General features: G+C 61.3%; 27 protein-coding genes. 13 read left to right on the forward strand and 14 right to left on the reverse strand.

Features of this window, described 5'->3' with window-relative positions:
- Window positions 1-119: 119 nt before the first annotated feature.
- Window positions 120-2,702 carry an ATP-dependent chaperone ClpB gene (clpB, locus tag ACYUCQ_RS09855; protein WP_460254353.1) on the reverse strand — a complete coding sequence of 861 codons (2,583 nt, stop codon included), beginning with the start codon at window positions 2,700-2,702 and terminating at the stop codon, window positions 120-122.
- A gap of 62 nt (window positions 2,703-2,764) precedes the next feature.
- Here clpB and ACYUCQ_RS09860 point away from each other — a divergent pair, with 62 nt between their 5' ends.
- Genes ACYUCQ_RS09860 through ACYUCQ_RS09885 form a run of 6 tightly spaced genes read left to right on the forward strand, consistent with a single transcriptional unit; the run spans window position 2,765 to window position 6,126 of the window.
- The gene (locus ACYUCQ_RS09860) at window positions 2,765-3,607 is read left to right on the forward strand and encodes an MOSC domain-containing protein (RefSeq protein ID WP_460254354.1); all 843 of its coding nucleotides are present in this window, start codon (window positions 2,765-2,767) and stop codon (window positions 3,605-3,607) included.
- Between the two features lie 4 nt (window positions 3,608-3,611).
- Window positions 3,612-4,196, forward strand: coding sequence for a CDP-diacylglycerol--glycerol-3-phosphate 3-phosphatidyltransferase (gene pgsA, locus ACYUCQ_RS09865; protein WP_460254355.1), 585 nt, complete (start codon window positions 3,612-3,614; stop codon window positions 4,194-4,196).
- Between the two features lie 29 nt (window positions 4,197-4,225).
- Window positions 4,226-4,798, forward strand: coding sequence for a molybdopterin-guanine dinucleotide biosynthesis protein B (gene mobB, locus ACYUCQ_RS09870; RefSeq protein ID WP_460254356.1), 573 nt, complete (start codon window positions 4,226-4,228; stop codon window positions 4,796-4,798).
- A gap of 53 nt (window positions 4,799-4,851) precedes the next feature.
- Entirely contained in the window at window positions 4,852-5,421 is a 570-nt protein-coding gene (locus tag ACYUCQ_RS09875) for a hypothetical protein (RefSeq protein WP_460254357.1), read from the forward strand.
- Window positions 5,418-5,675, forward strand: coding sequence for a molybdopterin converting factor subunit 1 (moaD, locus tag ACYUCQ_RS09880; RefSeq protein ID WP_460254358.1), 258 nt, complete (start codon window positions 5,418-5,420; stop codon window positions 5,673-5,675). Before ACYUCQ_RS09875 ends, moaD begins: the two co-directional genes overlap by 4 nt.
- Window positions 5,676-5,679: 4 nt before the next feature.
- On the forward strand, window positions 5,680-6,126 hold the full coding sequence (locus ACYUCQ_RS09885) for a molybdenum cofactor biosynthesis protein MoaE (RefSeq protein WP_460254359.1): 447 nt from the start codon (window positions 5,680-5,682) through the stop codon (window positions 6,124-6,126).
- A gap of 15 nt (window positions 6,127-6,141) precedes the next feature.
- Here ACYUCQ_RS09885 and ACYUCQ_RS09890 read toward each other — a convergent pair whose 3' ends face one another.
- The 3 genes from ACYUCQ_RS09890 to ACYUCQ_RS09900 are packed head-to-tail and all read right to left on the reverse strand — an operon-like array spanning window position 6,142 to window position 8,239.
- Window positions 6,142-6,873 (reverse strand): DUF1223 domain-containing protein, encoded by a 732-nt coding sequence (locus ACYUCQ_RS09890; RefSeq protein ID WP_460254360.1) that lies wholly within the window; start codon window positions 6,871-6,873, stop codon window positions 6,142-6,144.
- Window positions 6,870-7,592, reverse strand: a complete 723-nt coding sequence (locus ACYUCQ_RS09895) for a molybdopterin-dependent oxidoreductase (protein ID WP_460254361.1) — start codon at window positions 7,590-7,592, stop codon at window positions 6,870-6,872. The genes ACYUCQ_RS09890 and ACYUCQ_RS09895 overlap by 4 nt, the downstream gene beginning before the upstream one ends.
- A 5-nt stretch (window positions 7,593-7,597) precedes the next feature.
- Complete coding sequence (locus ACYUCQ_RS09900) at window positions 7,598-8,239, reverse strand: cytochrome b/b6 domain-containing protein (protein WP_460254362.1); 642 nt, start codon at window positions 8,237-8,239, stop codon at window positions 7,598-7,600.
- 207 nt (window positions 8,240-8,446) lie between these two features.
- On the opposite strand from ACYUCQ_RS09900, the gene ACYUCQ_RS09905 reads away from it, so the two are divergent.
- From ACYUCQ_RS09905 to ACYUCQ_RS09920, 4 genes are read left to right on the forward strand one after another with little or no spacing between them, the layout of a single operon-like run.
- Complete coding sequence (locus ACYUCQ_RS09905) at window positions 8,447-8,764, forward strand: hypothetical protein (RefSeq protein WP_460254363.1); 318 nt, start codon at window positions 8,447-8,449, stop codon at window positions 8,762-8,764.
- Between the two features lie 36 nt (window positions 8,765-8,800).
- A complete protein-coding gene (locus tag ACYUCQ_RS09910; RefSeq protein WP_460254364.1) occupies window positions 8,801-9,121 on the forward strand; it encodes a hypothetical protein in 321 nt (106 codons plus the stop codon).
- Between the two features lie 59 nt (window positions 9,122-9,180).
- The gene (locus tag ACYUCQ_RS09915) at window positions 9,181-9,837 is read left to right on the forward strand and encodes a peroxiredoxin-like family protein (protein ID WP_460254365.1); all 657 of its coding nucleotides are present in this window, start codon (window positions 9,181-9,183) and stop codon (window positions 9,835-9,837) included.
- A gap of 3 nt (window positions 9,838-9,840) precedes the next feature.
- Window positions 9,841-10,707, forward strand: a complete 867-nt coding sequence (locus ACYUCQ_RS09920) for a LysR family transcriptional regulator (RefSeq protein ID WP_460254366.1) — start codon at window positions 9,841-9,843, stop codon at window positions 10,705-10,707.
- Here ACYUCQ_RS09920 and ACYUCQ_RS09925 read toward each other — a convergent pair.
- Genes ACYUCQ_RS09925 through ACYUCQ_RS09945 form a run of 5 tightly spaced genes read right to left on the reverse strand, consistent with a single transcriptional unit; the run spans window position 10,679 to window position 14,757 of the window.
- A complete protein-coding gene (locus tag ACYUCQ_RS09925) occupies window positions 10,679-11,311 on the reverse strand; it encodes an ABC-type transport auxiliary lipoprotein family protein (protein ID WP_460254367.1) in 633 nt (210 codons plus the stop codon). The two genes, ACYUCQ_RS09920 and ACYUCQ_RS09925, sit on opposite strands and share 29 nt — an antisense overlap.
- 8 nt (window positions 11,312-11,319) lie before the next feature.
- Window positions 11,320-12,312, reverse strand: a complete 993-nt coding sequence (locus ACYUCQ_RS09930; protein ID WP_460254368.1) for an MlaD family protein — start codon at window positions 12,310-12,312, stop codon at window positions 11,320-11,322.
- Window positions 12,312-13,067 carry an ABC transporter ATP-binding protein gene (locus ACYUCQ_RS09935; protein ID WP_460254369.1) on the reverse strand — a complete coding sequence of 252 codons (756 nt, stop codon included), beginning with the start codon at window positions 13,065-13,067 and terminating at the stop codon, window positions 12,312-12,314. The genes ACYUCQ_RS09930 and ACYUCQ_RS09935 overlap by 1 nt, the downstream gene beginning before the upstream one ends.
- Window positions 13,064-14,149, reverse strand: a complete 1,086-nt coding sequence (locus tag ACYUCQ_RS09940; protein WP_460254370.1) for an ABC transporter permease — start codon at window positions 14,147-14,149, stop codon at window positions 13,064-13,066. Before ACYUCQ_RS09940 ends, ACYUCQ_RS09935 begins: the two co-directional genes overlap by 4 nt.
- Complete coding sequence (locus ACYUCQ_RS09945; protein ID WP_460254371.1) at window positions 14,146-14,757, reverse strand: YjbE family putative metal transport protein; 612 nt, start codon at window positions 14,755-14,757, stop codon at window positions 14,146-14,148. Before ACYUCQ_RS09945 ends, ACYUCQ_RS09940 begins: the two co-directional genes overlap by 4 nt.
- Before the next feature lie 173 nt (window positions 14,758-14,930).
- Here ACYUCQ_RS09945 and purB point away from each other — a divergent pair, with 173 nt between their 5' ends.
- From purB to ACYUCQ_RS09960, 3 genes are read left to right on the forward strand one after another with little or no spacing between them, the layout of a single operon-like run.
- A complete protein-coding gene (gene purB, locus ACYUCQ_RS09950) occupies window positions 14,931-16,268 on the forward strand; it encodes an adenylosuccinate lyase (protein ID WP_460254372.1) in 1,338 nt (445 codons plus the stop codon).
- 10 nt (window positions 16,269-16,278) lie between these two features.
- Window positions 16,279-17,025: an NRDE family protein gene (locus ACYUCQ_RS09955; RefSeq protein WP_460254373.1), complete on the forward strand. Its 747-nt coding sequence runs from the start codon at window positions 16,279-16,281 to the stop codon at window positions 17,023-17,025.
- A gap of 12 nt (window positions 17,026-17,037) precedes the next feature.
- Entirely contained in the window at window positions 17,038-17,613 is a 576-nt protein-coding gene (locus tag ACYUCQ_RS09960; protein ID WP_460254374.1) for a YceI family protein, read from the forward strand.
- Here the strand turns inward: ACYUCQ_RS09960 and ACYUCQ_RS09965 are convergent.
- From ACYUCQ_RS09965 to ACYUCQ_RS09985, 5 genes are read right to left on the reverse strand one after another with little or no spacing between them, the layout of a single operon-like run.
- A complete protein-coding gene (locus tag ACYUCQ_RS09965) occupies window positions 17,610-19,388 on the reverse strand; it encodes an AMP-dependent synthetase/ligase (protein WP_460254375.1) in 1,779 nt (592 codons plus the stop codon). The genes ACYUCQ_RS09960 and ACYUCQ_RS09965 overlap by 4 nt on opposite strands.
- Window positions 19,381-20,265, reverse strand: a complete 885-nt coding sequence (locus tag ACYUCQ_RS09970; RefSeq protein ID WP_460254376.1) for a beta-keto acid cleavage family enzyme — start codon at window positions 20,263-20,265, stop codon at window positions 19,381-19,383. The genes ACYUCQ_RS09965 and ACYUCQ_RS09970 overlap by 8 nt, the downstream gene beginning before the upstream one ends.
- Window positions 20,258-22,198, reverse strand: coding sequence for an acetyl/propionyl/methylcrotonyl-CoA carboxylase subunit alpha (locus ACYUCQ_RS09975; RefSeq protein WP_460254377.1), 1,941 nt, complete (start codon window positions 22,196-22,198; stop codon window positions 20,258-20,260). The genes ACYUCQ_RS09970 and ACYUCQ_RS09975 overlap by 8 nt, the downstream gene beginning before the upstream one ends.
- 20 nt (window positions 22,199-22,218) lie before the next feature.
- Entirely contained in the window at window positions 22,219-23,013 is a 795-nt protein-coding gene (locus tag ACYUCQ_RS09980) for an enoyl-CoA hydratase/isomerase family protein (RefSeq protein ID WP_460254378.1), read from the reverse strand.
- Entirely contained in the window at window positions 23,013-24,167 is a 1,155-nt protein-coding gene (locus ACYUCQ_RS09985) for an acyl-CoA dehydrogenase family protein (protein WP_460254379.1), read from the reverse strand. The genes ACYUCQ_RS09980 and ACYUCQ_RS09985 overlap by 1 nt, the downstream gene beginning before the upstream one ends.
- Window positions 24,168-24,172: the final 5 nt, after the last annotated feature.

A 24,172-nucleotide genomic window follows, 5' to 3' on the forward strand; every position in this document is an offset into this window, starting at 1 on the left:
CCTCAGTTTTCGCCGATCAGAGCGGGATGTTCACGCGGTTCCCACTCTGATCGGCGACGCAGTCCGGCCATGAGACAAGCGCATGCGACCAGGGCTAGACATCAGTGCTCGTTGCGCGGTTAGGCCGCTTTATCTAGCTCGGCCACGATATCCAGCCCATCAAGACCGACGCTCACGCGAACAGTTTGGTCGTCATGGATGCTGCCATCGAGGATTTTGGTCGCCAACGCGTTTTGCAGGCTGCGCTGGATCACGCGTTTGAGTGGCCGCGCCCCATAAACCGGATCATAGCCTTCATTGGCCAGCCAATCGCGCGCCGATTGATCGAGCGACAATTTGATGTTTCGATCCGCCAGCAAGGCTTCCAGATGCCGCAATTGGATATCGACAATCGTTGCCATATCCGCCCGTTGCAGGCGCCGGAACAAAATCACCTCGTCCAGCCGGTTGAGAAATTCGGGCCGGAAATGACTCCGCACCACCCGCATCACTTGCGCTTCGGCCAGCATCACATCCTCACCATCTGGCTGCGCCGCTAGGATTTCGCTGCCGAGATTCGAGGTGAGCACGATGATGGTGTTTTTGAAATCGACGGTGCGGCCCTGGCCATCGGTCAGGCGACCATCATCCAGCACTTGCAGCAGGATATTGAACACATCCTCATGGGCCTTTTCGACCTCATCGAACAAAATCACCTGATAAGGCCGCCGACGCACCGCCTCGGTCAGCACGCCGCCTTCCTCATAGCCAACATAGCCCGGTGGCGCGCCGACCAGCCGAGAGACCGCGTGCTTCTCCATGAACTCGCTCATGTCGATACGCACCATCGCCCGCTCGTCATCAAACAAAAATTCGGCCAGGGCTTTACAGGTTTCGGTTTTGCCCACCCCGGTCGGGCCGAGGAACAGGAACGAGCCGATGGGCCGATTCGGGTCTTGCAAGCCGGCCCGCGCCCGGCGCACCGCATCCGAGACCGCCCGCAGCGCCGCCTCTTGGCCAACCACGCGCTTGCGCAGCAAATCTTCCATTTTGGTCAGCTTGGCGCGCTCGCCCTCTAGCATTTTATCGACCGGAATCCCGGTCCAGCGTGCCACCACATGGGCGATCTGTTGTTCGGTGACCGCCTCATTGACCAGTTGATCATCGCCCGCGCCCTCGGCCAGCTTGCGCTCCAAATCCGGGATCACGCCATACATCAGCTCCGAGGCCCGTGCGAGATTGCCTGCGCGCTGCGCCATTTCCATGTCGCTGCGCGCCTGATCCAGTTTCTCCTTCAGCCGCTGGGTTTCGTTCATCCGATCCTTTTCGGCTTTCCAGGACGCGGAGAGCGAATCGGATTTTTCCTCAAGGGCCGCAATCTCGCCCTCGAGCCGGGTCAGCCGCTCTTTGGAGGCCGCATCATCCTCGCGCCGCAACGCCTCGCGCTCGATTTTGAGCTGCATCAGGCGGCGGTCCAGCTCGTCCAGCGCTTCGGGCTTACTATCGACCTGCATCCGCAAACGCGACGCCGCCTCATCGATCAGGTCGATCGACTTATCGGGCAAAAACCGATCGGTGATGTAGCGATTGGACAAGGTTGCTGCGGCCACCAGGGCCGAATCGAGAATGCGCACGCCATGATGCAATTCGTATTTTTCCTTGATCCCGCGCAAAATCGAAATCGTGTCCTCAACGCTTGGCTCATCCACAAAGACCGGCTGAAACCGCCGCGCCAGTGCGGCATCTTTCTCGATATATTTCCGATATTCATCGAGCGTGGTTGCGCCGATGCAATGCAGCGCGCCGCGCGCCAGCTCCGGCTTGATGAGGTTGGAGGCATCCATCGCGCCATCCGCCCTGCCCGCCCCGACCAGCGTGTGCATTTCATCGATAAATAAAATGATCTCGCCATTGGCGGTTTCGATGTCTTTGAGCACCGCTTTTAGCCGCTCTTCGAACTCGCCGCGAAATTTCGCGCCGGCCACCAACGCGCCTAAATCGAGCGACATCAGCCGCTTATTCTTCAGCGCCTCTGGCACATCGCCATTGACGATGCGCAGCGCTAGCCCCTCGACAATCGCGGTCTTGCCCACGCCTGGCTCGCCGATCAGCACCGGGTTATTCTTAGTGCGCCGCGCCAGCACCTGGATTGCCCGGCGAATTTCTTCATCACGCCCGATCACCGGATCGAGCTTTTGCGCCCGCGCGGCCTCGGTGACATCGCGCGCATATTTTTTCAGCGCATCGAAATTTTGCTCGGCGCTCGCGCTATCCACGGTGCGACCTTTGCGAATATCGGCGACCGCTTTCTCCAACGCCTGCGCCGAAGCGCCTGCGGCCTTCAGGGCCTTGCCCGCCGGCGTGTCGCTGGCCGCGAGAGCCACCAAAATGCGATCCTGCGCGGTATATTCATCGCCCGCCTTCTGCGCCATGGTCTGCGCCGCATCGAGCACGCGCACCAAATCTGGGGTGATTTGCGGCTGCCCCGCGCCCGAGCCCTGCACTTTCGGCAGCTTGGCCACCGCGGCATCGACCGCGAATTTCACCGCAGCCGGATCACCGCCGGCAGCCCGGATCAGGCCGGATGCAGCACCTTCATCATCATCGAGAAACGCTTTAAGCAAATGCTCGGGCGTGACGAGCTGGTGGAATTCGCGCACCGCGATTGTCTGCGCCGCTTGTACAAACCCGCGTGACCGTTCGGTAAATTTGTCAAAATTCATTGTTTGATCCCTTTCATGAGGCGACCGGACTGCGCCACCCCTCAATAGGCGATGGCGCAACCTTGCCGATCATAGATGGTTGTAGCATTGATCTGGCTCAAGAGGGGGATGTGATGCAGGTTGAGACGATCTATCGCTACCCGGTCAAAACCCTAACCGGCGAAGGCCTGGCCAACACCCTGTTGCGCCCTGATGGCGCCATTGCTGGCGACCGCATTTTTGCAATTGCCCAAGCCGATTGCGGTTTTGACGAGGCCACGCCGTCCTGGCGCTCCAAGCGCGAGCTTGTATGCCTAGCGCGCAACCCTGACGCCATATCTCTCGATGCGCGCTATGACGAGGTTGCCGATACGCTCACGCTGCGCGCCGCCGATGGCGGGGTGATTGAGGCGTCGCCCGCATCGCCCGATGGTCGGGCGATGCTGGAAAGCTTTATCACCCAGGCCATCCCCGGCGCGCTGCGCGGCACCCCACGGTTGATCCAAGCGCCCGCCATCAATTTCACCGATCAGTCGCGCAAATTCATCAGCCTGATCGGCCTGCCCAGCCTGCGCGCGCTGGAGCAGAAAGTGGGGGCTGCGCGCGATCCGCTGCGGTTTCGCGCCAATATCTATCTTGAGGGCCTTGAACCTTGGGCGGAATTTGACTGGGTTGGCCGGAGGCTGCGCCTTGGCGCGGCGGTCATCGAAGTGGTCGAGCGCATTGATCGCTGCGCGGCGACAGGGCTGAACCCAGTCACGCGCCAGCGCGATGCCAACCCGGTGCAGGAATTAATGCAGCATTTCGGCCATGCCGATTGCGGCGTGTTCGCCCGGGTGCTGACCGGCGGCGTGGTTGCACCGGGCGATCGCGTCACTCTGATCGATCAACCGGCTTACGCGCCGCCGCAAAACGGCTTAATCTGATCCCATGTTGACCGACCTGCCCAATCTGTTGACCCTCTCGCGCATCGCCGCCATCCCGGTATTGGTGCTGCTGGTCGCGATCAACGCCCCGGTCGCGGACCTGCTGGCGGCGTGCTTGTTCGCTTTGGCTGGTGTTACCGACTGGCTGGATGGCCAGCTTGCCCGCTCGCGGAAACAATTATCCAATCTGGGCCGGATGCTGGACCCGATTGCCGATAAGCTGCTGGTGGGTGCCACGCTGATGCTGCTGGTTGGGTTTCGGCGGCTGCCCGCTTTTGGCATTTATCCGGCGATTGTCATCATGCTGCGTGAAATCCTGGTCTCGGGGCTGCGCGAATATCTGGCCGGTATTCGCATTGGCCTGCCGGTTACCAAGCTTGCCAAATGGAAGACGGCCTCGCAAATGCTCGCCCTCGGCGTGTTGCTGCTCGGCGATCCGGGTGCGCGCGCGCTTGGCATTGGCTGGTTGCCCGCATCGGGTTTGGGCGGCGGATTGCTCTGGATTGCCGCGGGCCTGACGTTGCTGACCGGCTGGGATTATCTCACCGCCGGCCTGCGCCACGTGACCCAGCCCAATTCCGCCGGCTGACCCCCGCCGCCGCCAGAAGGATTTTCGGATTGACCCCCTCGCCTGAGCCCTATTCAGCCCAGAATCCTGCGCCGGTGCTCGCCCTTATCGGCTGGTCCGGCAGCGGCAAGACCACGTTGCTGACCACACTGCTGCCCATTCTTACCGGCTGGGGCATGATTGTCTCTACCCTGAAACACGCCCATCACGCGGTGGACCCGGATCAACCGGGCAAGGATAGCCACCGGCACCGCCAAGCCGGTGCGCAGGAAACCATGCTCGCGACCACCGCCCGGTTCGTGCTGTTCGCTGAACATCGCGGCGAGGGCGAGCCGGATTTGGCGGCTTTGCTGACCCGGATGGCACCTGCTGACCTGTATTTGGCCGAGGGGTTCAAATCAGCGCCGGTGGCCAAAATCGAAATCCATCGCCCGTCCCTCGGCAAAAAGCCGCTTTGGCCCGATCTGCCCGGCATCATCGCGGTCGCCAGCGATCAACCTTTGCCCAACTGCACGATAACCCAGCTTGATCTGGGCGATCCTATGGCAATCGCGCGGTTCATCGCCAATTTTATCCATTGGCCGGTGGAACGCGGCGCGGCGCCTGTCGCACCCCCCTCTTGAGATCAACCGGTAAACTGGTCGATAAGATATTTCGCTTGATGGAGAAAGCTGCCATGCCGAGACGCGGATTCCCAACTGCCGCAATCATGCCCTGCCTGCTGCTCACGCTGCTCTCGGGCTGCGCCGGGGTTGGTAATTATTTGCACAGCAGCATCGACCCGTTCGGCGACCCGAACGCCCCGCCCTCGGAGACGCTCAATATGCAGCGCGCCCGTGGCCAGCAAGTGGCGGTGCAGCCGGTGCTCTCGCAGCCCGGCGATATTTGGCCCGGAAAAGTAAAACCAATCCCAACCTTGGCGCAAATCCAACAAGATATGAATGTGCCGCTCGGCCAGGCCTACGATAACGAATATGGCCCGGCGCCCGGTCATGCCAATGCGGCTTTCTCGGTGCGCCCGACCGGCAACGCCGCTGCCGCGCCGGCGGGTGTGCCCGTTGGCAAAACCTTGGTCGGCCCGGCGGGTCCGGTGGGCATTGTCAGCACCCCCAGCAATGGCCGCTATCAGCAAGTCTCGCCGATCAATGGCCAGGGGGGCGGCATTCTGATCCCTAGCGGCACCGGCACCGCGACCTTGGTTGAGCCGAACGGCCAATCGATCACCGTTCAAGTCCCGGCGCAATGACCGTCACGATCCGCTATTTCGCTTGGCTGCGCGAACGCATCGGCCATGCCGAAGAGCGGGTCGATCCGCCCGCCGAGGTGACCACCATTGGTGCCTTGACCGATTGGCTGGCGGCGCGCAGCCCCGCCCACGCCAACGCCTTCGCCCAGCGCACCGTGATTAAGACGGCGATGGACCAACAATTCGTCAGCGCCGATGCACCGATTGCTGGCGCCCATGAAATTGCGTTTTTCCCGCCTTTTACCGGCGGCTGACGCCATGCCGATCATTCGGGTGCAGGCTGAGGATTTTGATGTTGGCGCCGAGCTGGCCCGCTTGGAATCCGGTGCCGGGGCGGTGGCCAGCTTCGTGGGCATTGTGCGCGCCGATGCGCATGGCAAGCGCCTGACCGCGCTGACGCTTGAACATTATCCCGGCATGACCGAGCAGGCCGCCGGGGCGATTGCCGCACAAGCCATGGCGCGTTGGCCGCTCAGTGATTGCACGATCATTCACCGCATTGGCCGTCTGGAGCCGGGGGCGCGCATCGTGCTGGCGGCGGCCGCCAGCGCCCATCGCGCGGCGGCTTTGGAGGCGACGGAATTTTTGATCGATTGGCTGAAGACCGACGCGCCGTTTTGGAAGCACGAAACATTCACCGATGGCGATGCGCAATGGGTTGCGCCGCGCGCCGAGGATGATCAGGCCCGATCACGCTGGGGCTAGCCAGTTTGGCGCGCGTTAACGCATCGCGGCGCCGATGATCGCGCCATCGCGGGTCTGCACGATCACCGCGACATGCTGGCCCGGCGCGAGCTTCACGGTTTTCGACAACGCCGAACCAGTCCAAACGCCCAGCATCTCAATGCTGCGCACCACATTGATCTCGGTGAGATCGGCGCCGTCATTCTCGCCGCCACCGACCTTGGTATGCTCGATCGGGTCGATTGCGAAGGCAATCACGTGCGCGTCCGCTGGCGCTTGCCCCGCCGCGACCTGCACCATCGCCGCGCTGGCCTGCTGGGTGATGGTGATGGGCACGCGTGGCCCCGGGTTGGCGCGGGACGCTGCGATGGCGGCGTTCAGCCGGGCTTTATCGGAGCCGACCATGCCGACGCGGCCATCAACGACGGCTTCGGGCGTGTATAGCTCATGCGTTAACCCGCGATCGACATAAAATTGCTGACGCGCGGTGGCCGCACGGGATGAGAAACGATCCCGCCAGGCGGGGCTGTTCCAATAGGTCACGTGCAAATCGAGCGCGATCAGGCCGGGCTGCGAGGCCTGCTCACGGCGCAGCAACCGATCTGCCGGTGGGCAATCCGAACAGGCTTGCGAGGTGAATAATTCCACCACGACGGGCACGGGCACGGGTGCCGGTTGCGCCCGCGCATAGCCCGTGCCGATACTCACCAAAGCGGCGAAGCCCAGCCCGCCACGCACACTGAAATACACGCCCCAACGCCGGATCATGATCCACCAAACCAATTATAGCCCTGATTTTCCCAATACCCGCCGGGGAAGCGATTGGTGACTTCCATCGCCACAATCGATTTCGGGTTTTTGTAGCCCAGTTTGGTGGGAATCCGGAGCCGCATCGGCGCGCCGAACGGGGCGGTGAGCGGGCCGCCATTGAAATCAAGCGCGAAAATTGTCTGCGGCTGCAACGCCGAGGGCATATCGATACTGGTGAAGTAGCCATCCGCACAATGAAACAAAATATAGCGCGCTTGCGTATCCGCGTTGATCGCTTTGAGCACATGGGCGAGCGGCACGCCGCTCCACTGGCCCACCACGCGCCAGCCTTCTACGCAGATGAAGCGGGTGATTTGGCTCTCCTGCTTCATGGCACGCAAATCGGCCAGTGTAATGGGGGTTTTATTGGCGATCCGCCCGGTCAGGGCGAGTTGCCAGGTTGCTGGATTGACCTGCGGTGCCTGCGAAATATCGTAAAACGCATTGAAGCGTGCGGGCCGGGTGATGGCCGAGGCTGGATAGGTCGGTGCGAGCGTGTGACGATCAAACAAGGCCGCTTGGGCTTCGTCATTCCAGCGCGACATGGCCGAGAGCACCCGGTCTGTCAGGTCGGGATGGTTGGGGTGATCGAAATCGCAGCCGGGCAGCAGGCCCACGGCCCCGAAGCCTATAGCACGGGTGAATAATTGACGACGATTGAGCGGGAGGGATTTCATCGGCGTCACTCCGCCAGGGGGGTTGTGGGGGTTGCGCTCTCCGGCAAGCGGCCACCGGTGATCATCGGCGGCAATACTTTGGGCACCAGCGCGACCAGGATGAGATGCACGGCGAGGAACAAGGCAATGCCGGTCATGGCGATGAAATGCACCACTTTTGAGATGAAAAACCCGCCAAACAGGTCGGAGAGAAACCAAAGCTGCACCGGCTTCCAGACCGCGAGCCCGGACAGCACCACGACAATCCCCAGAAAAATCACGCCGCAATAAAGCAGGCGCTGCACCGCGTTATAGACGCCGGTTTCATGCGGCAGATGCAGGCGCAGGGCCTGGGTGATGTCTTGGATGACCATGCGTGGGGTTAGCGGCAGAAATTTCCGGCGGAAATGGCCGGAGACTACCCCCCATGTCAGATAGCTTAGCCCATTGATCACCAGCAACCAGATGGCGGCGAGATGCCAGGCGATGGCGGCGCCGAGCCATTGGCCGATGGTCATCCATTGCGGGAAGCTGAAGGGCAGAAACGGGGCGGCGTCATAGATTTCCCAGCCACTGCCGATCAGCACGATAATGGCGAAGGCATTCAGCCAATGCATCACGCGCAACGGCCAGGGATGGATCACGCGGGGTGGGTTTTGTGGGTTCATCGCTCACTCCTTGAGGTCGCGCCACTGGTTAGGGTGCCGCACTCTTGTCAGATCGGCGCCGCCTCGTCGAGGCATCGAAACCATAACCAAACGGTATTGGATTATCCCGGCTGTTGGCGCGCATATCACAGAGGCCGGAGCGACCGGTGCCGGACCATCCGGCTCAGAAAACCGATCCGCGCTGGCGGATCCACAAGGAGCAGTAAAATGAAACGCACTCTTCTCGCTTGCACGATCATCCTGGGAAGCCTGGCACCGATGCTCGCCCATGCGGCGCCCCACACCACCATGACACCCCAGCAAATGACCGCGATGAAGGCCAAGCTGTCCAACGCGGAAAAGCTGGTCGCTGAGATCAATCAATCCTACGGCACTCAATTCGCTATCGGGCCGAAAAATGAAATGATGGCGATGCACCATATGGCGATGGCCAATATGGAAATGTCGAAGGCGTTGATGGAAATGCAGGCCTTCTGGACGGCCAATCCTTCGGCTATGCTGTTCCCGGCCCCCAAGGGCCAGTAATCACAGTATCGTCACAATCGAAAGAAGGAATGTTCTATGTTGCGCTTTGCCACCGTCGCTGCCGTCCTGTCACTCGCTCTCGTGGGTGTCGCGTCGGCACAAACCACCAACACAATGAGCCATCATACGATGAGCCATAGCACCAAGAAGAAAAGTGCGATGGCTCATGGTGCCATGACCCATGGTGCGATGACGAAGGGTGCGATGAAGAAGGGTGCGATGAGCCACGGCACGACGGGTCATAGCGCAATGAGCCACAAAACGATGAGCCATAACACGATGAGTCATTATACGATGAAAAAGGCGGTCATGGCTCATCAAAAGACCGCCCCAACGATCAGCAAGAAAACCCAGTAGGTCTTGCTGCGCGGGGAGAAACCGAAAATGATCGGCAGGAGCGAAAGAGCAGGATCAGTATGAGCCTTCGGGACCAACTCAGCCAGCGCATTGAAGCCGCGCTGCAGAATGACGCCTATAAGGCCGCCTATGATCAGGTGATTACGACCCTGCGCGACAATGGTTTCTTGCCGAACATTATCGCGGTTGGAGATCGGTTTCCCGATTTCATGCTGCCCGACGCCAGCGGCGGGCTGGTCGATCTGACCAGCCTGCTCGCCCGGGCGCCGGTGATTATTCAATTTTTTCGCGGCGATTGGTGCCCCTATTGCCGGATGATGCTCGATTGCCTCTCGGAATCCCTGCCCGCGCTGATCGAGGCCGGCGGTACGCTCGTTGCGCTGACGCCCGATACGCATGGGCTAGCGCTGGACGCCAAGATCGCGCACAATGCCGACTTCATTGTGTTGTCCGATGTCGATTACGGTGTTGGTCTAGCGGCGGGGGTGATTTTTCGCCTGCCCCCTTTGTATCGAAACCGTTTGAACCTCGCCGGTATTGACCTTGCTGAGCGCCATGGTAATGCCGCGTGGTTCCTGCCGGTTCCGGCAACGTTCGTTCTCGATAGGGAGGGTATCGTGCGTTGGCGATTTGCTGATCCTGATTTCACGAAACGGGCTGAGCCATCCGAGGTAATCGAGGTGGTGCGCGCTCTGAAAACCGGTTCGCTCGGGTAACTGATGGAACTGACTCAGGTTCGTTACTTTGTAACGCTCAGCCGGACGCTGAATTTTACCCGTGCGGCGGAATTGCACCATGTCAGCCAGCCAGCACTGACCCGCGCGGTGCAGCGGCTGGAAGAAGAGCTGGGCGGCGTTTTGCTATTTCGCGAGCGGTCTTTGACGCGCTTGACCGAACTGGGCCGCTCGATGCTGCCGCATTTGCAAGCGATGCTGGATGCCGCCGATAACGCGATTAATTTGGCTGCGGCCCGGCGCTCGCAACCGAGTTGCAGCCTGAAAATCGGGCTGGGACCGGGGATCAGCGCTAGCGTGATCGCGCCGTTGATCCGCGATGTTGCGGCGGCCCTGCCCAAACTGACGGTCCGTTTCGAGGAAACCGATGCCGGGCGGATTACCGAGTTGATGCTGGCGGATGATTTGGATTGCGCGCTACTGCCGGGGGATTGCGCGTTGCCGGAACGGCTCAACCGGTGGCCGCTTTATCAGGATCGCGCCGCCGTGGTGTTGGCGGTTACCCATATGCTCAGCAAGGAACATAGTCTGGAGGCCAGCCAGTTAGCCGCCGAGACGATTTTGATCGGTGACCGCTGCGGCGGGTTCGGGGTCCGGCTGATTGAAGAGACCGGCCAGGATTTTCGGCAGTTCCGCTGCGGCGGGGCGGCGGCGCATGTGGTCGAGCTGGTTGGCGCGGGGCTGGGGATCGCGATTCTCTCCGAGCGGATCAATCTGCCCGATGCTTTGGCCAAATGCACGCTGAGCAAGCCGGTCTTGGAGCGCCCTATTCATCTGGCCTCGGTGGCCGGGCGACCGCAGGGGCCAGCGGTTTCCGGTTTTATCAAGCTTTGCCGGGCGCAACGCTTGTAATCAAAACAACCGCCTGGCTGAGAAGCTGGGCGAGAGCCTCGCGCTGGGCGCGCACCAAATCGGGCGCGGTGACGCCGCTCAGCGGTGCGGTGGCGCGCAGGCGCTTTTGGACCAGTGGAATTTCGCCCAGTCCGTGCGGCTTGGCCACCACCAGCGTCATCGCCGCGCGCGCCTGATGGGATGATGGATCGGCGAGCAAGGTTTCCAATGTCGCCTCGACCAAAATAGTGGGGCTGAGCGAAGAGCCTTCGCCGATCACGGCGGCGAAACGGCCGGAGGCTTGCAGCCAGGTGATCAGCGCGGCGGTGACGGCTTGGGCCGGCGGCACTGCCCAGCGATTATAATAGCCGCGATGCAAGCTGCCATCTGGCTCCAAGGTGAGCAGCCCGCGATCAGCGAGGCCCGGCCCGGCCAACACTGAGCGTACCAGCACTACGCCAGCGCGTGGGCCGAGGCGCGCGCCGGCTTCGGTGCTGCGCGGCTTGGGTGGGGCCAGTGGCCAATCGCTGCGCGGTTGATATTTTTCACGATCCAGCACGGTGCCGCAGCCGGTGAGCAGCAAGGGCGTGGCGAGCAGCAGAAATCGGCGGGATGGATGCGGCATGGTCGCTCCTATCGTGGGGTCATGCGCGGCGGCGGCGCGCCCCGCAGGATGGTCGCGGGGTTTTGTTTTAACTGTTCTGACAATTCGGCCAAATTGCGCGAGGCGATGCTCAGATTTTGTAAAATCGGCTGCATTTGGCGATCAAGATTGGCAGTGGTGGCGTTGGCGTTCTGCACCGTTGCGTTGGTTTCGGCGAGTAATTTGGGCATCGCAGCACTGGCTTTGGCCAATGCAGCCGAGCTTTGCGCGAGTGAGGCCAGCAAGGCGCGGGTGTTGGGGCCATTGGCCGCATCGCGCACGGCGCGGGTGGTGGCCGGAAGATCGGCCTGGTCCACTTGGGTTTGCAGGGTGCCGAGCAGGTGATTGACGCGCACCAACGCTTCATGGGCGGTGCCGGTGGTCATTTCGCTCCCCAGCGACTGGATCAGCCGATTGAACGCCTTGATGGTTTTATCGAAATTGATTTTGCGGGCATTGGCGAGGAAGCCCTGCACCGCGTCCTGCACTTGGGTGAGTGTGCTGGGGACTGAGGGGATCACGGTGCTGCGCGGCGTCCAGGGCACAGTCGCGATCGGGTGGTCCGCCGGTTTGACGAAGCTTAATTCCAGATAAGCGAGGCCGGTGATGCCTTGCGGGGCGACTTGCACGCGCAGCCCATGCGCGATGGCTTGCTGGATATTGGCGTGTTCGCCCAATTTATGCGGGTCCACCCGGAACCGGACGATCACTTGCTGATAGACCGGCGAGAGGGTTTCGACACCTTGCGCCGGGGGATATTCGGCAGCGACCAGGCCGATATCGGTGACTTTGCCGATGGTCACGCCGCGAAATTTCACCGGCGAGCCGACATCGAGCCCTTGGACGGATTCGGTGAAATAGGTTTCATAGGGGATGCCGGGGCGGAACGCGTTGCCGGACAGGAGAAAAATCAGCCCGATCAGGGCGAGCACCGCCCCTAACGCGAACAGACCGGTTCGCAGCGCTGCACTGCGCGGTTCCATCAGGCACCTCTTGGTTGAACGGTCGATTGACGATTAAAGAACGCTTGCACGGTCGCATTATCGCTTGAGCGGCGCAATTCGGCGGGGACGCCCAGCGCGATCATGCCTTTGGCCTCGCGATCGAGCATCACGCAGCGATCGGCGATGGCGAAGATCGATTGCAATTCATGGGTGATGACGACGAAGGTGCAATCAAGGGCGGCGCGCAGATCAAGGATCAGGCGATCCAGCCCGGCGCCGGTGATCGGGTCGAGCCCGGCGGAGGGTTCATCGAGAAAGAGGAGGGGCGGGTCGAGCGCCAAGGCGCGGGCGATGGCGGCGCGTTTGGCCATGCCGCCGGAAATTTCGCTCGGCAGCAGGTTTTCGGCTTCAGCGAGGCCGACCAGAGCGAGTTTCAGCCGGGCAATGTCTTGGCGGGCCGCGAGCGGCAAATCGGTGAATAAAGCGAGCGGGAGCATGATGTTGTCGATCAGCGTCATCGAGCCGAACAGCGCGCCGGATTGAAACATCACGCCGATGGCGCGGCGCACCGCATCGGTTTCGCGTGCGACATCGTGACCCAGCACGGTGATTTGCCCGGCGGTGGGGCTGAGCAGGCCGATCATTTGTTTGAGCAGGGTTGATTTCCCGCAGCCCGAGCCGCCGAGCACGACGAAGATTTCGCCCACCGCGATGTCAAAGCTGACATTTTGGAAAATCACCCGCTTGCCGAAGGTCTGGCCGACGCCCTCCACGATGACAGCGGGCGCGCTCATAAGCCCAACCGGTAGAAAATGACGGCGAACAGGCCATCAAGCAGGATGATTGCGACAATGCCGCCGACCACCGCTGAGGTTGCCGCCTCGCCCACGGCGCGCGGGCCGCCGCCGGCGGTGAGGCCGGCGCGGCAGCCGATCAGCCCGATGGCGGCGCCGAATACCAGAGATTTGAACAGGCCCAGCAGCAAATCATGCGGGCTGGTCGCCATTTGCACCTGACCAATGACAGCATCAGGTGGGAAGCCGAGGATCATCATCACGAAGCCCATGCCGAGCAGACCGGCAATATCGATGCCGAGGGTGAGTGCCGGCATCACCAGCATGGCGGCGGCCATGCGCGGGATGACCAGCATGGTTTCCGGATCGACCCCCATGGTGACCAGCGCATCGACCTCTTCATTGACCCGCATGGTGCCGAGTTCGGCGGCGAAGGCCGAGCCGGTGCGTCCGGCGAGGATGACGGCGGCGAGCAGCGGGCCGAGTTCGCGAAACAGCGAGATGGCGACCAAAGCGGCGACATAGATTTCGGCGCCGAATTGGCGCATCGGGATGGCGGATTGAAAGGCGAGGATCATGCCGATCAGAAAACCCATCATCGCGACCAGCGGCACGGCTTGGGTGCCGGCGCGATCCGCGAGGCGGAAAAATTCGGCACCGCGCAGAAAGCGCAGCTTGCGCGGCAAAGCGAGGGTGGCGAGGATGGTTTCGCCGAAAAAACCGACCCGGATCAGCAAGGTGCGCCAGAGGCTACGCCGCGCGATGGTGGCGGGGGCGGGCATGATCGGCGCCCCTTGGGGCAGGGCTGCGCGCAGTTGGGTGAGCAGCTTGGTTTGCGCTTCAGTCAGGCCGTGCCAAGTGATCGCTTGCTGATGCGCGCGCTCGATGGCCAGCAGTAAGGCTGCGCCGGACGTATCGATCATCTCGGCCTGGGCGACATCGAGCGTTAGCGTATCGGGGGTGTTGGCGGCTGTCATCGCGCGCGACCAAAGGGGCGCGATGGCGCGAGCGGTTAGCGGGCCGGTGAAACACAGGATGGTGCCGCCGCCCTCGGTGCGAATTTCCAACTGGGCGGCGTTCATCCGGCAAGGCCGGAGAGAGATTTGAAAATCACGGGACCGACTTGCACCCAACCATCCCAAATCATGTTCAGCGCTACATATAGCACAATGGCTAAGCCCGCCCAGACCAATCCGCGATAGCGGGCGAGCAGGCGGGCGACGAACTGGGCGGCGATGCCCATCATGGCGATGGAGATGATCAGCCCGCCGGCGAGCAGCCAGGGGTGATGGCGCGCGGCGCCGGCGATGGCGAGCACGTTATCGAGGCTCATGGAGAGATCGGCGAGCAAGATGCGCAGCACGGCGGCGCCGAGCCGTTGCGGCGCGGCACCGGCAGGATGGGCCGGAGCGTGAGAAAATTCGCGCCAGGATTTCCAGGCGACATACAGAAGCAAAATGCCGCCGGCGAGGGTGAGGCCGATGATCGCGATCAGGCGCAGCGCGACCAGGGCCAGGGCGATGCGCAATAAGGTTGCGGCACCGATGCCGATCAGGATGGCGTGCCGCCGCTGGGCGGGGGCGAGCCTGCCGACCGCGAGGCCGATGACGACGGCATTGTCCCCGGCGAGGACCAGATCGATCATCAGCACCTGGGCGAGGATCAGCAGGTCGGCGATGATGACATGCATTGTGCTCCGGTTCGCTGCTCTGGCTGCGTTTGTCAACCGGCGGTGTGGTTTTTGTTGTTTTTACGGAATTATTAAGGTGCGTGCGCGGGCGGGAGGGCAAGAGGGTTGGGGGCGGACGGCTTGCCAAGTTCGGGGGGGAGAATAAAAGGAGCGAAATATCGAGGAGCAAAAACATGGTGCCGCGTTATGCGCGTCCGGCGATGGTGGCGATCTGGCAGGATTTGAACCGGTATCGGATTTGGTTTGACATTGAGGCCCATGCGGCGGAGGCGATGGCGGAACTCGGCGAGATTCCGGCTGAGGCGGCGCGGGTGATTCGCACCCAGGGTGGGGCCAAAGTGGCGGCGATGACGGAGGCGGATGTTGAGCGGATTGCGGCGATTGAGCGCGAGACGCGCCATGATGTGATTGCGTTTCTGACCTGGCTGGCTGAGGGGATTGGCCCCGACTCGCGCTATGTGCATTTGGGCATGACCTCTTCGGATGTGCTGGATACGTGTTTGGCGGTGCAACTGACGCAGGCGAGCGATTTGTTGCTCGCCGGGATTGATGCGGTGATGGCGGCGCTCAAGCGCCGGGCGATTGAGCATAAGCACACGCCGACGATTGGCCGCAGCCACGGGATTCATGCCGAACCGACCAGTTTTGGCTTGAAGCTGGCCGGGCATTATGCGGAATTTGCCCGCAACCGGGCGCGGTTGGAGGCGGCGCGGCGCGAGATTGCGGTTTGTGCGATTTCTGGGGCGGTGGGGACGTTTGCGCATCTTGATCCGGCGATTGAGGCGCATGTGGCGGCGCAGTTGGGCTTGGCGGTTGAGCCGGTTTCCACCCAAGTGATCCCCCGCGACCGGCATGCGGCGTATTTCACCACGCTGGCGGTGATAGCGACCGCGATTGAGCGGCTGGCGACCGAGATTAGGCATTTGCAACGCAGCGAGGTGCGCGAGGCGGAGGAGTTTTTCCATAAGGGGCAGAAAGGCTCATCGGCGATGCCACATAAGCGCAATCCGGTTTTGTCAGAAAATTTAACCGGCTTGGCGCGGGTGGTGCGCGGCTATGCGGTGCCGGCGCTGGAGAATGTGGCGCTGTGGCATGAGCGCGATATCAGCCATTCGTCGGTCGAGCGGTTTATCGGGCCGGATGCGACGATTACGCTCGATTTCGCGCTGCACCGGCTGGCCGGGATGATTGAACAATTGACGATTTATCCTGAACGGATGGCGGAGAATTTGGAAAGCCTGGGCGGGGTTGTGCATTCGGGCGAGGTTTTGTTATTGTTAGCACGCGCGGGCATCAGCCGCGAGGATGCGTATAAAATTATCCAGCGTAATGCGATGGCGACATGGAGCACGTTGGGACAGAAGGAGGCGAAAAGTTTCCGCGCGCATTTACTCGCTGATCCCGAGGTTGCGGGGCGGATTGGTGAAGCGCAGCTTGATGCGGCGATGGATGCACGGCTGCATTTGGCACGGGTGGAGACGATTTTTGCGCGGGTGTTTGGCCCCGGCTGATTGCGGCGCGATGTGTTCGATTATTCTCTCCTGGATACCGGGCGCGCGCTGGCCGTTGCTGGTGGCGGCTAATCGCGATGAGATGCTGGATCGGCCTTGGGATGCGCCGGGGCGGTATTGGCCAAATCAGGCCGTGATGGCGGGGCGCGACCGGCTGGCTGGGGGCACGTGGCTGGGGTTGAATGATCATGGCGTGATGGCGGCGTTGCTGAACCGGGCGGGGAGTTTGGGGCCGCTTGCCGGGCGGCGCAGCCGGGGCGACTTACCGTTGTTAGCGCTGGGGGCGCGCAGCGCGGAGGCGGCTTGCACGCGCATATCGGCGCTTAATGCTGCGGATTATCGAAGTTTCAATATGGTGATTGCGGATGCCGCCGGTGGTTTTGTGCTGCGCGGGTTAGAAGCGGGTGCGCCGGATGTGACGGCGCTGGCGGCTGGGGTGACGATGCTGACCGCCTATGAGCCAAACGATACACGCTGCCCACGTATTGCGCGGTATCGGCCCCAATTTGAGCGTGCTGCACGGCCCCTGCCGGGGCGGTTGGCACGGGCGGATGATTGGGCGGCGTGGGCCGGGTTGCTCGCGGATGCGGCACCACCGATGGAGTCGGCGATAAATATCGCGCCACGCGGCGGGTTCGGGACGGTTTGTTCGAGCCTGATCGCCCTGGCGCCGGGGGAGCGGCAATTTTTGTTCGGCGCGGGGACGCCCTTGATCTACTATGACGTATATGGCAAGGTTTCGCTCAAATCGTCATAAGGGAGGCTAACCATGCAACGTTGGACCCATCGCTCACTCATGGCTGCTGCACTTGGCGCGGCGCTGGTTGGCGGCTGTGCGACCGCCCTCGCCGCCCCCGAGACGTTGCAGCTAACAGCCGGCAACATGCTGGCGCAGACACGGTCTTCGGCGATTTTATTTGATGTCACCGGCACCTATCGGCAATTAAGCGGAACGCTGAATTTCGACCCGACGGCGAAGACGTGCGACATCGACGTGACGTTTCAGACCCGCAGCCTAGCGCTGCCAAATGCGATTGTGCGGGCGCGGGTGATGTCCAAAGGCTTTTTGGACCCAGACAAATATCCGACGACGCGGTTTAAGGGCGCTTGTGCGGATAACGGCACCAAGCTGGTGGGGCAGTTGACCATGCATGGGCAAACCCATCCCTTTACCATGGCCATAACCGACCAAATGCAGGGCACGACGCTGGTGGGGTTTTACACCAAGGGCAAGCTTGACCGCTATCATTGGGGGTTGGACGGGCAGCAAATGACCGTTGGCAAAACCATAACGGTGCTCAATGATATTTCGCTGAATGGTCAGACGCCGAAAATGCCGCGCTAACGCTCGGCATAGAGCTGATTGATCGCGTTGGCGCAGCGTTCGGTGGCCACGCTGCGGCGGAGTTTGAGTGTGGGTGTTAGTTCGCCGGTTTCGACGGAGAAATTTTGGTTCAGAATCGCGAAGCGCCGGATTTGCGCGACGCGGGCTTGGTTTTCGTTGATCCGATCAATGCCGCGTTGAATTTCCGTGCGCACGAGTGGGCTATGCGCCGCATCCTCGGGCGCGAGATTATGGGTCGTAGCAAAATTGGTTAGCGCTTCGCGCGAGAGCGTAACCACGGCAACGAGAAAGGGCCGCCGGTCACCAACGACAATCCCATGTTCGACCAAGGGTAAGGCTTCAAGTTCGGCTTCGATGCCGGAGGGGGCGATGTTTTTGCCGCCGGCGGTGATGATCAGGTCTTTTTTGCGGCCGGTGATGAACAGGTAACCGTCTTGATCGATCCGGCCGAGATCACCCGACAGAAGCCAGCCATCGACCAGCGCCTCCGCTGTGGCATCGGGCCGACCGATATAGCCGGTGAATAATTTGCGATCGCGGACCAGCACTTCGCCATCATCGGCGATTTTGATCTCGGTGCCGGGAATCGCCCGGCCGACCGAGCCAAGGCGGTTGGCGCCGGGCAAATTGCTCGTGGTGGGGCCGCATGTCTCTGATTGGCCATAGAGCTCATAGACCACCAGATCGAGGCCGGTGAGAAATTCCAAAGTTTCCGCGGCGATCGGGGCGGCACCGGAGATAAGCATGCGGGCGGCATCAAAGCCGATTGCGGCTTTGACTTTGTGATATACGAGGCGCGCCGCCAACTGATATTGCAACCGCAACAATGCGGTGGGCGGGATGGATTGGCGCTCCCGGCGATGCCAGTCACGACCGATTTTTTGCGCCCAAGAGGCGATGCTGCGGGTGAACCCGGTTGATTGGCTCAGCTTTTGTTGCAGGCCGGCGGCGAGCTTTTCCCAAACGCGTGGGACGCCGAAAAATACCGTGGGGCGCACTTCGGGCAGATGGGATGCCAAATCCTGCACCGATTGAGCAAAATACAGCGTAAACCCGTTGGCGGCAAAGCTATGGACCGACAGCATCCGCTCGGCAATATGCGCGAGCGGCAGATAAGAGATTGAACGGTCGCCGCGGGTTTGGTGAAATATTTCATCTAACACGCCGAGACATTCGGAGAGTGCGCCGTGCGAGAGGCCGACGGCTTTGGGCTGGCCAGTGGTGCCCGAGGTATAGATGAGGGTGCCGAGATTTTCCGCTCTGATGCTCGCTAAGCACGATTGGCGTTCGTCATCGGGCAAATTTCGCCCTTGATCGAGCATTTGGGCCCAGCTTGTGGCGGTTGTTGGCGCTTGCTCGAAGGTGATGATGCGGGTGAGTGTTGGGGTGGTTTGTAGAATGGGACTGAGTTTCTCGAGCTGTTCGGCATTTTCGACAAAGAGGATGACCGATCCGCTATCATTGAGAATAAACGCGACTTCGCTGGGTGCTGCGGTGAAGTAAATCCCAACGCTGACAGCACCGATCATCATGATCGCTAGATCAGCGATGACCCATTCGCGACGATTATAGGCGAGGATCGCTACACGGTTTTGAGGTTTCACACCGGCGGCGAGCAAGCTGCGCGCTAACGCATTGACGTCGTTGGCAAGATCACCCCAACTTGTCGGCACCCACATTTGAGCGCTGCGGTGATAGCAAGCTGGCTCCAATTCGTGGCCGCGCGCGGTTGCGATGAGGCGTTGTGGTGTGGGGATGAAGGGGTGATTAGCCATGAGACACCGCCTCATCGACCATCGGTAGCCCTAACAGCGCGCGGGCTTCACTGGGCGAGGCGATGGCGCGCGCTGCGTGCTGGGCACAGCGGGCGAGGGCTGCGATCAAGTCACCATTGCCGCGCGCCCGGCGACCATCGGGCAGGAAAAAACTATCTTCAAGGCCGGTGCGCAACATGCCGCCTTGCTCAGCCACATGCTGGTGTACGGGCCAGATTTCGGCGCGCCCGATTAGGGTTGCTTGCCAATGGCATGAAGCGGGCATGAAACGGCGGCAGAGATCCACCACGTCCTTATCCACGGGCATCCCGGATGCGACACCCAACACCAGATTATATAATCCGGCGCGCATCATGCCGGCGCGGCGGTATAATTCGACGGATCGGACGATGCCGAGATCGAAGCATTCGAACTCCGGCAGGATGCCGAACTTGGCGCCTGCCTCCAACATTTTACTGATTTTGGCGACCGGATTATCAAACAACATTGGCGGCCAGGCCCATGTTCCATCCTCCCGCAATTTCAGATAATTGAGGCTCCCCGCATTGCAGGCGGCGATTTCGGGGCGGCTACGCTCCATGCAGGCAATGGGACCACTTACATCGCTGCCGACCACGCCGGTTGTCTGATTAATGATTACGCCGGGGCAGGCTGCACGGATTGCTGCGGTGATTGCGGCGGCGTTATCGGGCTCCCAGCTTGGTAAATGGCCGCAATTGGGGCGTTGATCGCGAAAATGGATGTGCATGATCGTGGCCCCTTGCTCGAACGCCTCGCGCGCAGAGCTGGCCATTTCGGCTGGTGTTACCGGGACCGGATGGGTGCGTGGATCGGTCAGGACGCCGTTCAACGCGCACGTCAAAATGATTTTATCCATGTTGTGCCTCAGACTCGTTGCGATAGGCCACGGTGACGAGCACCGTACCGCCGGTGATTTGGGCGTTCAATGCATGCGCGCAATGGATGATCCGGCACGGCGCTGGGGCGGTGATGGCGGTTTCCATTTTCATCGCCTCGATGATGGCGAGTTTATCGCCCGCTTGTAGATCATCGCCCTCGCTCGCGCACATGATCAGGCGACCGGAGAGCGGTGCGCGGATTTCTGGATTGCGCGCTGCTTTGCTACGCTCTTGTGCGATGCTGCAGGCACGGAACTTATGCGTATGACCATCGATGCAGAGTGTAAGGGACTCGTCATGATCCAGGGCAATGGCCGCTCCGCCGACGCCATTGGCGATGTAGCGGAGAGTGGTGTTGTCGCGTGTTAGTTCGGTGAGGATAAAATCATGATCATCGAGCGTGATGCGCCAATCTTGGTTGATTTTGGCAATGTGGCAGGTGCGTTGTTGATCCGCCGAGGATAAGGTGAGTTCAACGGGGGCGGGTGGGCGGTTAAATAGGCCGTGCCGATCAATCCCCGCGTATAGGGCGGCGGCGAGTGCCCAGGCCAGTGTGGTTTGGCTGTCGGTATCGTTGCGGTGGGGGGGACGCCAATGATCGAGCGTATTGACCCGCACCGCGTGGGTTTGAAATTCTGTGCTTGATAGCAGATCGATCAGGAAATTGATGTTGGTGGTCAGGCCGATGATCGGTGATTGGATGAGGGCGGCTTGTAGGCGGCGGATGGCTTGCGGACGATCGTGCCCATGGGCGATGATTTTGGCTAACATTGAATCATAATAGGGGGTAATGATTGCGCCTTCGGTGATGCCCGCATCAATGCGAATGCCCGGCGCATTGAGGGGCGGACGCCAATAGCGAATGGTGCCGGTTTGCGGCGCGAAATGGTGATCCGGGTCTTCAGCGCAGATGCGCGCTTCGATGGCGTGGCCGGTGGTGATGATCTCGTCTTGGCAACAGGGTAAGCGTTCGCCTGCGGCGATGCGCAATTGCCAATCGACCAGATCGATGCCGGTGATGGCTTCGGTGATGGTGTGTTCGACTTGGATGCGGGTATTCATTTCGAGAAAATAGAATTGATCGGCGGGATCGAGGATGAATTCAATGGTGCCGACGCCGAGATAATTCACGCTTTGCGCGGCCGTTACGGCGGCTTGCTGCAGGGCGGTTCGCACGGACGCCGGGAGGGATGCGGCAGGGGCTTCTTCGATGATTTTTTGGCGGCGGCGTTGGGCGGTGCAATCGCGATCACTCAAATGCAGGATGGTACCGAAATGATCACCACAGATTTGAACTTCGATGTGGCGGCCCTCATCGATGCGTTTTTCAAGTATCAGCCGATCATCGCCGAAGCTGGCAAGGGCTTCACGGCGTGCGGCGGCGAGCGCATCGTTCAGGTCGTCGAGGTGATTGACCTCGCGCATGCCGCGCCCACCACCGCCGGCGACGGCTTTGATTAACAGCGGCGGGCCGAGCGCCGTGGCTTCGGCAATCAGCGTGGCATCTGATTGATCCGCGCCGTCATAGCCCGGGACCACGGGGACGTTGTGCCGACGCATATGGGCTTTGGCTTGGGCTTTATCGCCCATCAGGGTGATGGTTTCCGGGCGGGGGCCGATGAAAATGAGGTTGGCCTGCACACAGGCCTCGGCAAAGCTCGCGCGTTCGGCGAGGAAGCCATAGCCGGGATGGATGGCATCCGCGCCAGCGGCGATGGCGGCGGCGATCAGTTTGGGTTGATCGAGATAGGTTGCGGTCGCATCGCCCGCGCCTAGGGCGACACGGCGATCGGCCATGGCAACAAAGGGGGCGTCGCGATCGGCCTCGCTATAGACGGCGATGGTGCGGTAGCCGGCGCTGCGGGCGCTGCGGATGATGCGTGCGGCGATTTCACCGCGATTTGCGATCATGATGGAGCGTATTGGGCGCATTAGGCGGCGCTGCCTGACCAGCTTGGTGGCCGGCGGGCGAGGAAGGCGGCGATGCCTTCTTCGGCTTCGGCGCTGCGCGCGGCAGTGATGAACAGATCGGCGGCGCGTTCGATATAACGATCAGGGGATAGTGTTAGGCAATCTTGCGCGAGGGATTTGGTCGCGGTGATCGCCGCGGGGGCGGCGGCGCGCAATTGGGTGATGATTTGGGCGAGGGAGATTTGCAGCGCGGCTGCGTTTTCGCAAACGATGTCGATCAAGCCGATTGTTTGCGCGGCTGCGGCGGTGAGTGGTTGGGCGGTGATGGCGAGGCGTTTGGCGTGCATCAGGCCGGCCCTCGCCACGACCACGGGAAGGATTTGTGCGGGAACCAACCCCAGCGTGACTTCGCTCATGCGCAGGCGGGTTTCGGCGGTTGCTAACACGATATCGGCGGCGCAGGCGAGGCCAATGCCACCACCGATCAGGCTGCCTTGCACACAGGCGATAATGGGCTTGGGGTGGGTTGCGATTTGGGCGCAGAGCTGGCCGAAACGCTGATTGGAGCTGCGCAAGGATGCCTGCGTGGTATCGGCACGGGCGGCGGCGGACTCAGCGAGGTCGGCACCAGCGCAGAAATGATCCCCAGCGCCGCGCAGGAGGATGATCCGGTCATTGGTCTGGTCAGCGGCAATGGCGAGTTCGGCTTCGAGCGCGCCGATCATGGCGGCGGTGAGGGCGTTGCGCGCTTGTGGGCGGTTCAGCGTGATGGTGAGCACGCCCGCGCTGCGCTCGATCAGAACAGGGGGCTGCATTACCCGGCCCTGCCTGGCAAGGTTCCTTCGAGTTTGGCGATGATCCCTAACATGATTTCGTCGGCACCACCGCCGATGGAGACCAGTCGGCCATCGCGATAGGCGCGCGAGATCGGATTGTCCCAGGTATAGCCCATGCCGCCCCAATATTGCAGACAAGAATCGGCAACTTCACGGCTAAGCCGACCACATTTCAGTTTGGCCATCGAGGCGAGGCGGGTGACATCCTGGCCGGAGACATAGCCTTCGACCGCACGATAGGTCAGGGCGCGCAGGGCTTCGACTTCGGTGCGCAGTTCGGCGAGGCGGAAATGCACCACCTGGTTATCGAGGATGGGTTTGCCGAAGGTTTTGCGTTCGCGGGTATAGGCGATGGTTTGATCGATCAGGCGATCCAGCATCACCAGGGAATTCGCGGCGGCCCAGAGCCGTTCTTCCTGGAATTGCAACATTTGGAAGGTGAAGCCGAGGCCTTCTTGACCGATCAGGTAGCGTTGGGGCACGCGCACATCATCGAAGAAAATTTGGGCGGTATCGGACGAGTTCATACCAATTTTATGGATTTTTTGGCGCTCAATGCCTTTGGTTGTGGTGGGGACGATGATCAGGGATTTGTTTTTGTGGGGCTTGCCGTCCGAGGTGTTGGCGAGCAGGCAGATCCAATCGGCTTGCAGGCCGTTGGTGATCCACATTTTAGAACCGTTGATGATGTAATCATCGCCATCTTTGCGGGCCGTGGTTTTCACCGCCGCGACATCTGAGCCGCCGCCGGGTTCGCTCACCGCGACGCAGCCGACCATGTCGCCAGCGATGGCGGGGGCGAGAAATTCGCGCCGCAGCGCATCTGACCCAAAGCGCGCGAGGGCGGGTGTGCACATGTCGGTATGCACGCCGATGGCCATGGGCACGCCGCCGCAATCGCACGCGCCGAGGGCTTCGGCGACCACGGCGGAATAGCTGAAATCGAGCCCAAGGCCGCCATAGGCTTCGGGATATTTCACGCCAAGCAGGCCAAGATTACCCAATTTTTTGAATAGCGCGTGGGCAGGAAAAGCGCCCGCTGCCTCCCATTCATTGATATAGGGGTTGATTTCCTGGGCAACGAATTTCGCCACCGTGTCGCGCAGTTGCAGATGCTCTTGAGTAAGTTGCATGATGG

The sequence above is a fragment of the Acidiphilium sp. MT5 genome (assembly GCF_054767495.1).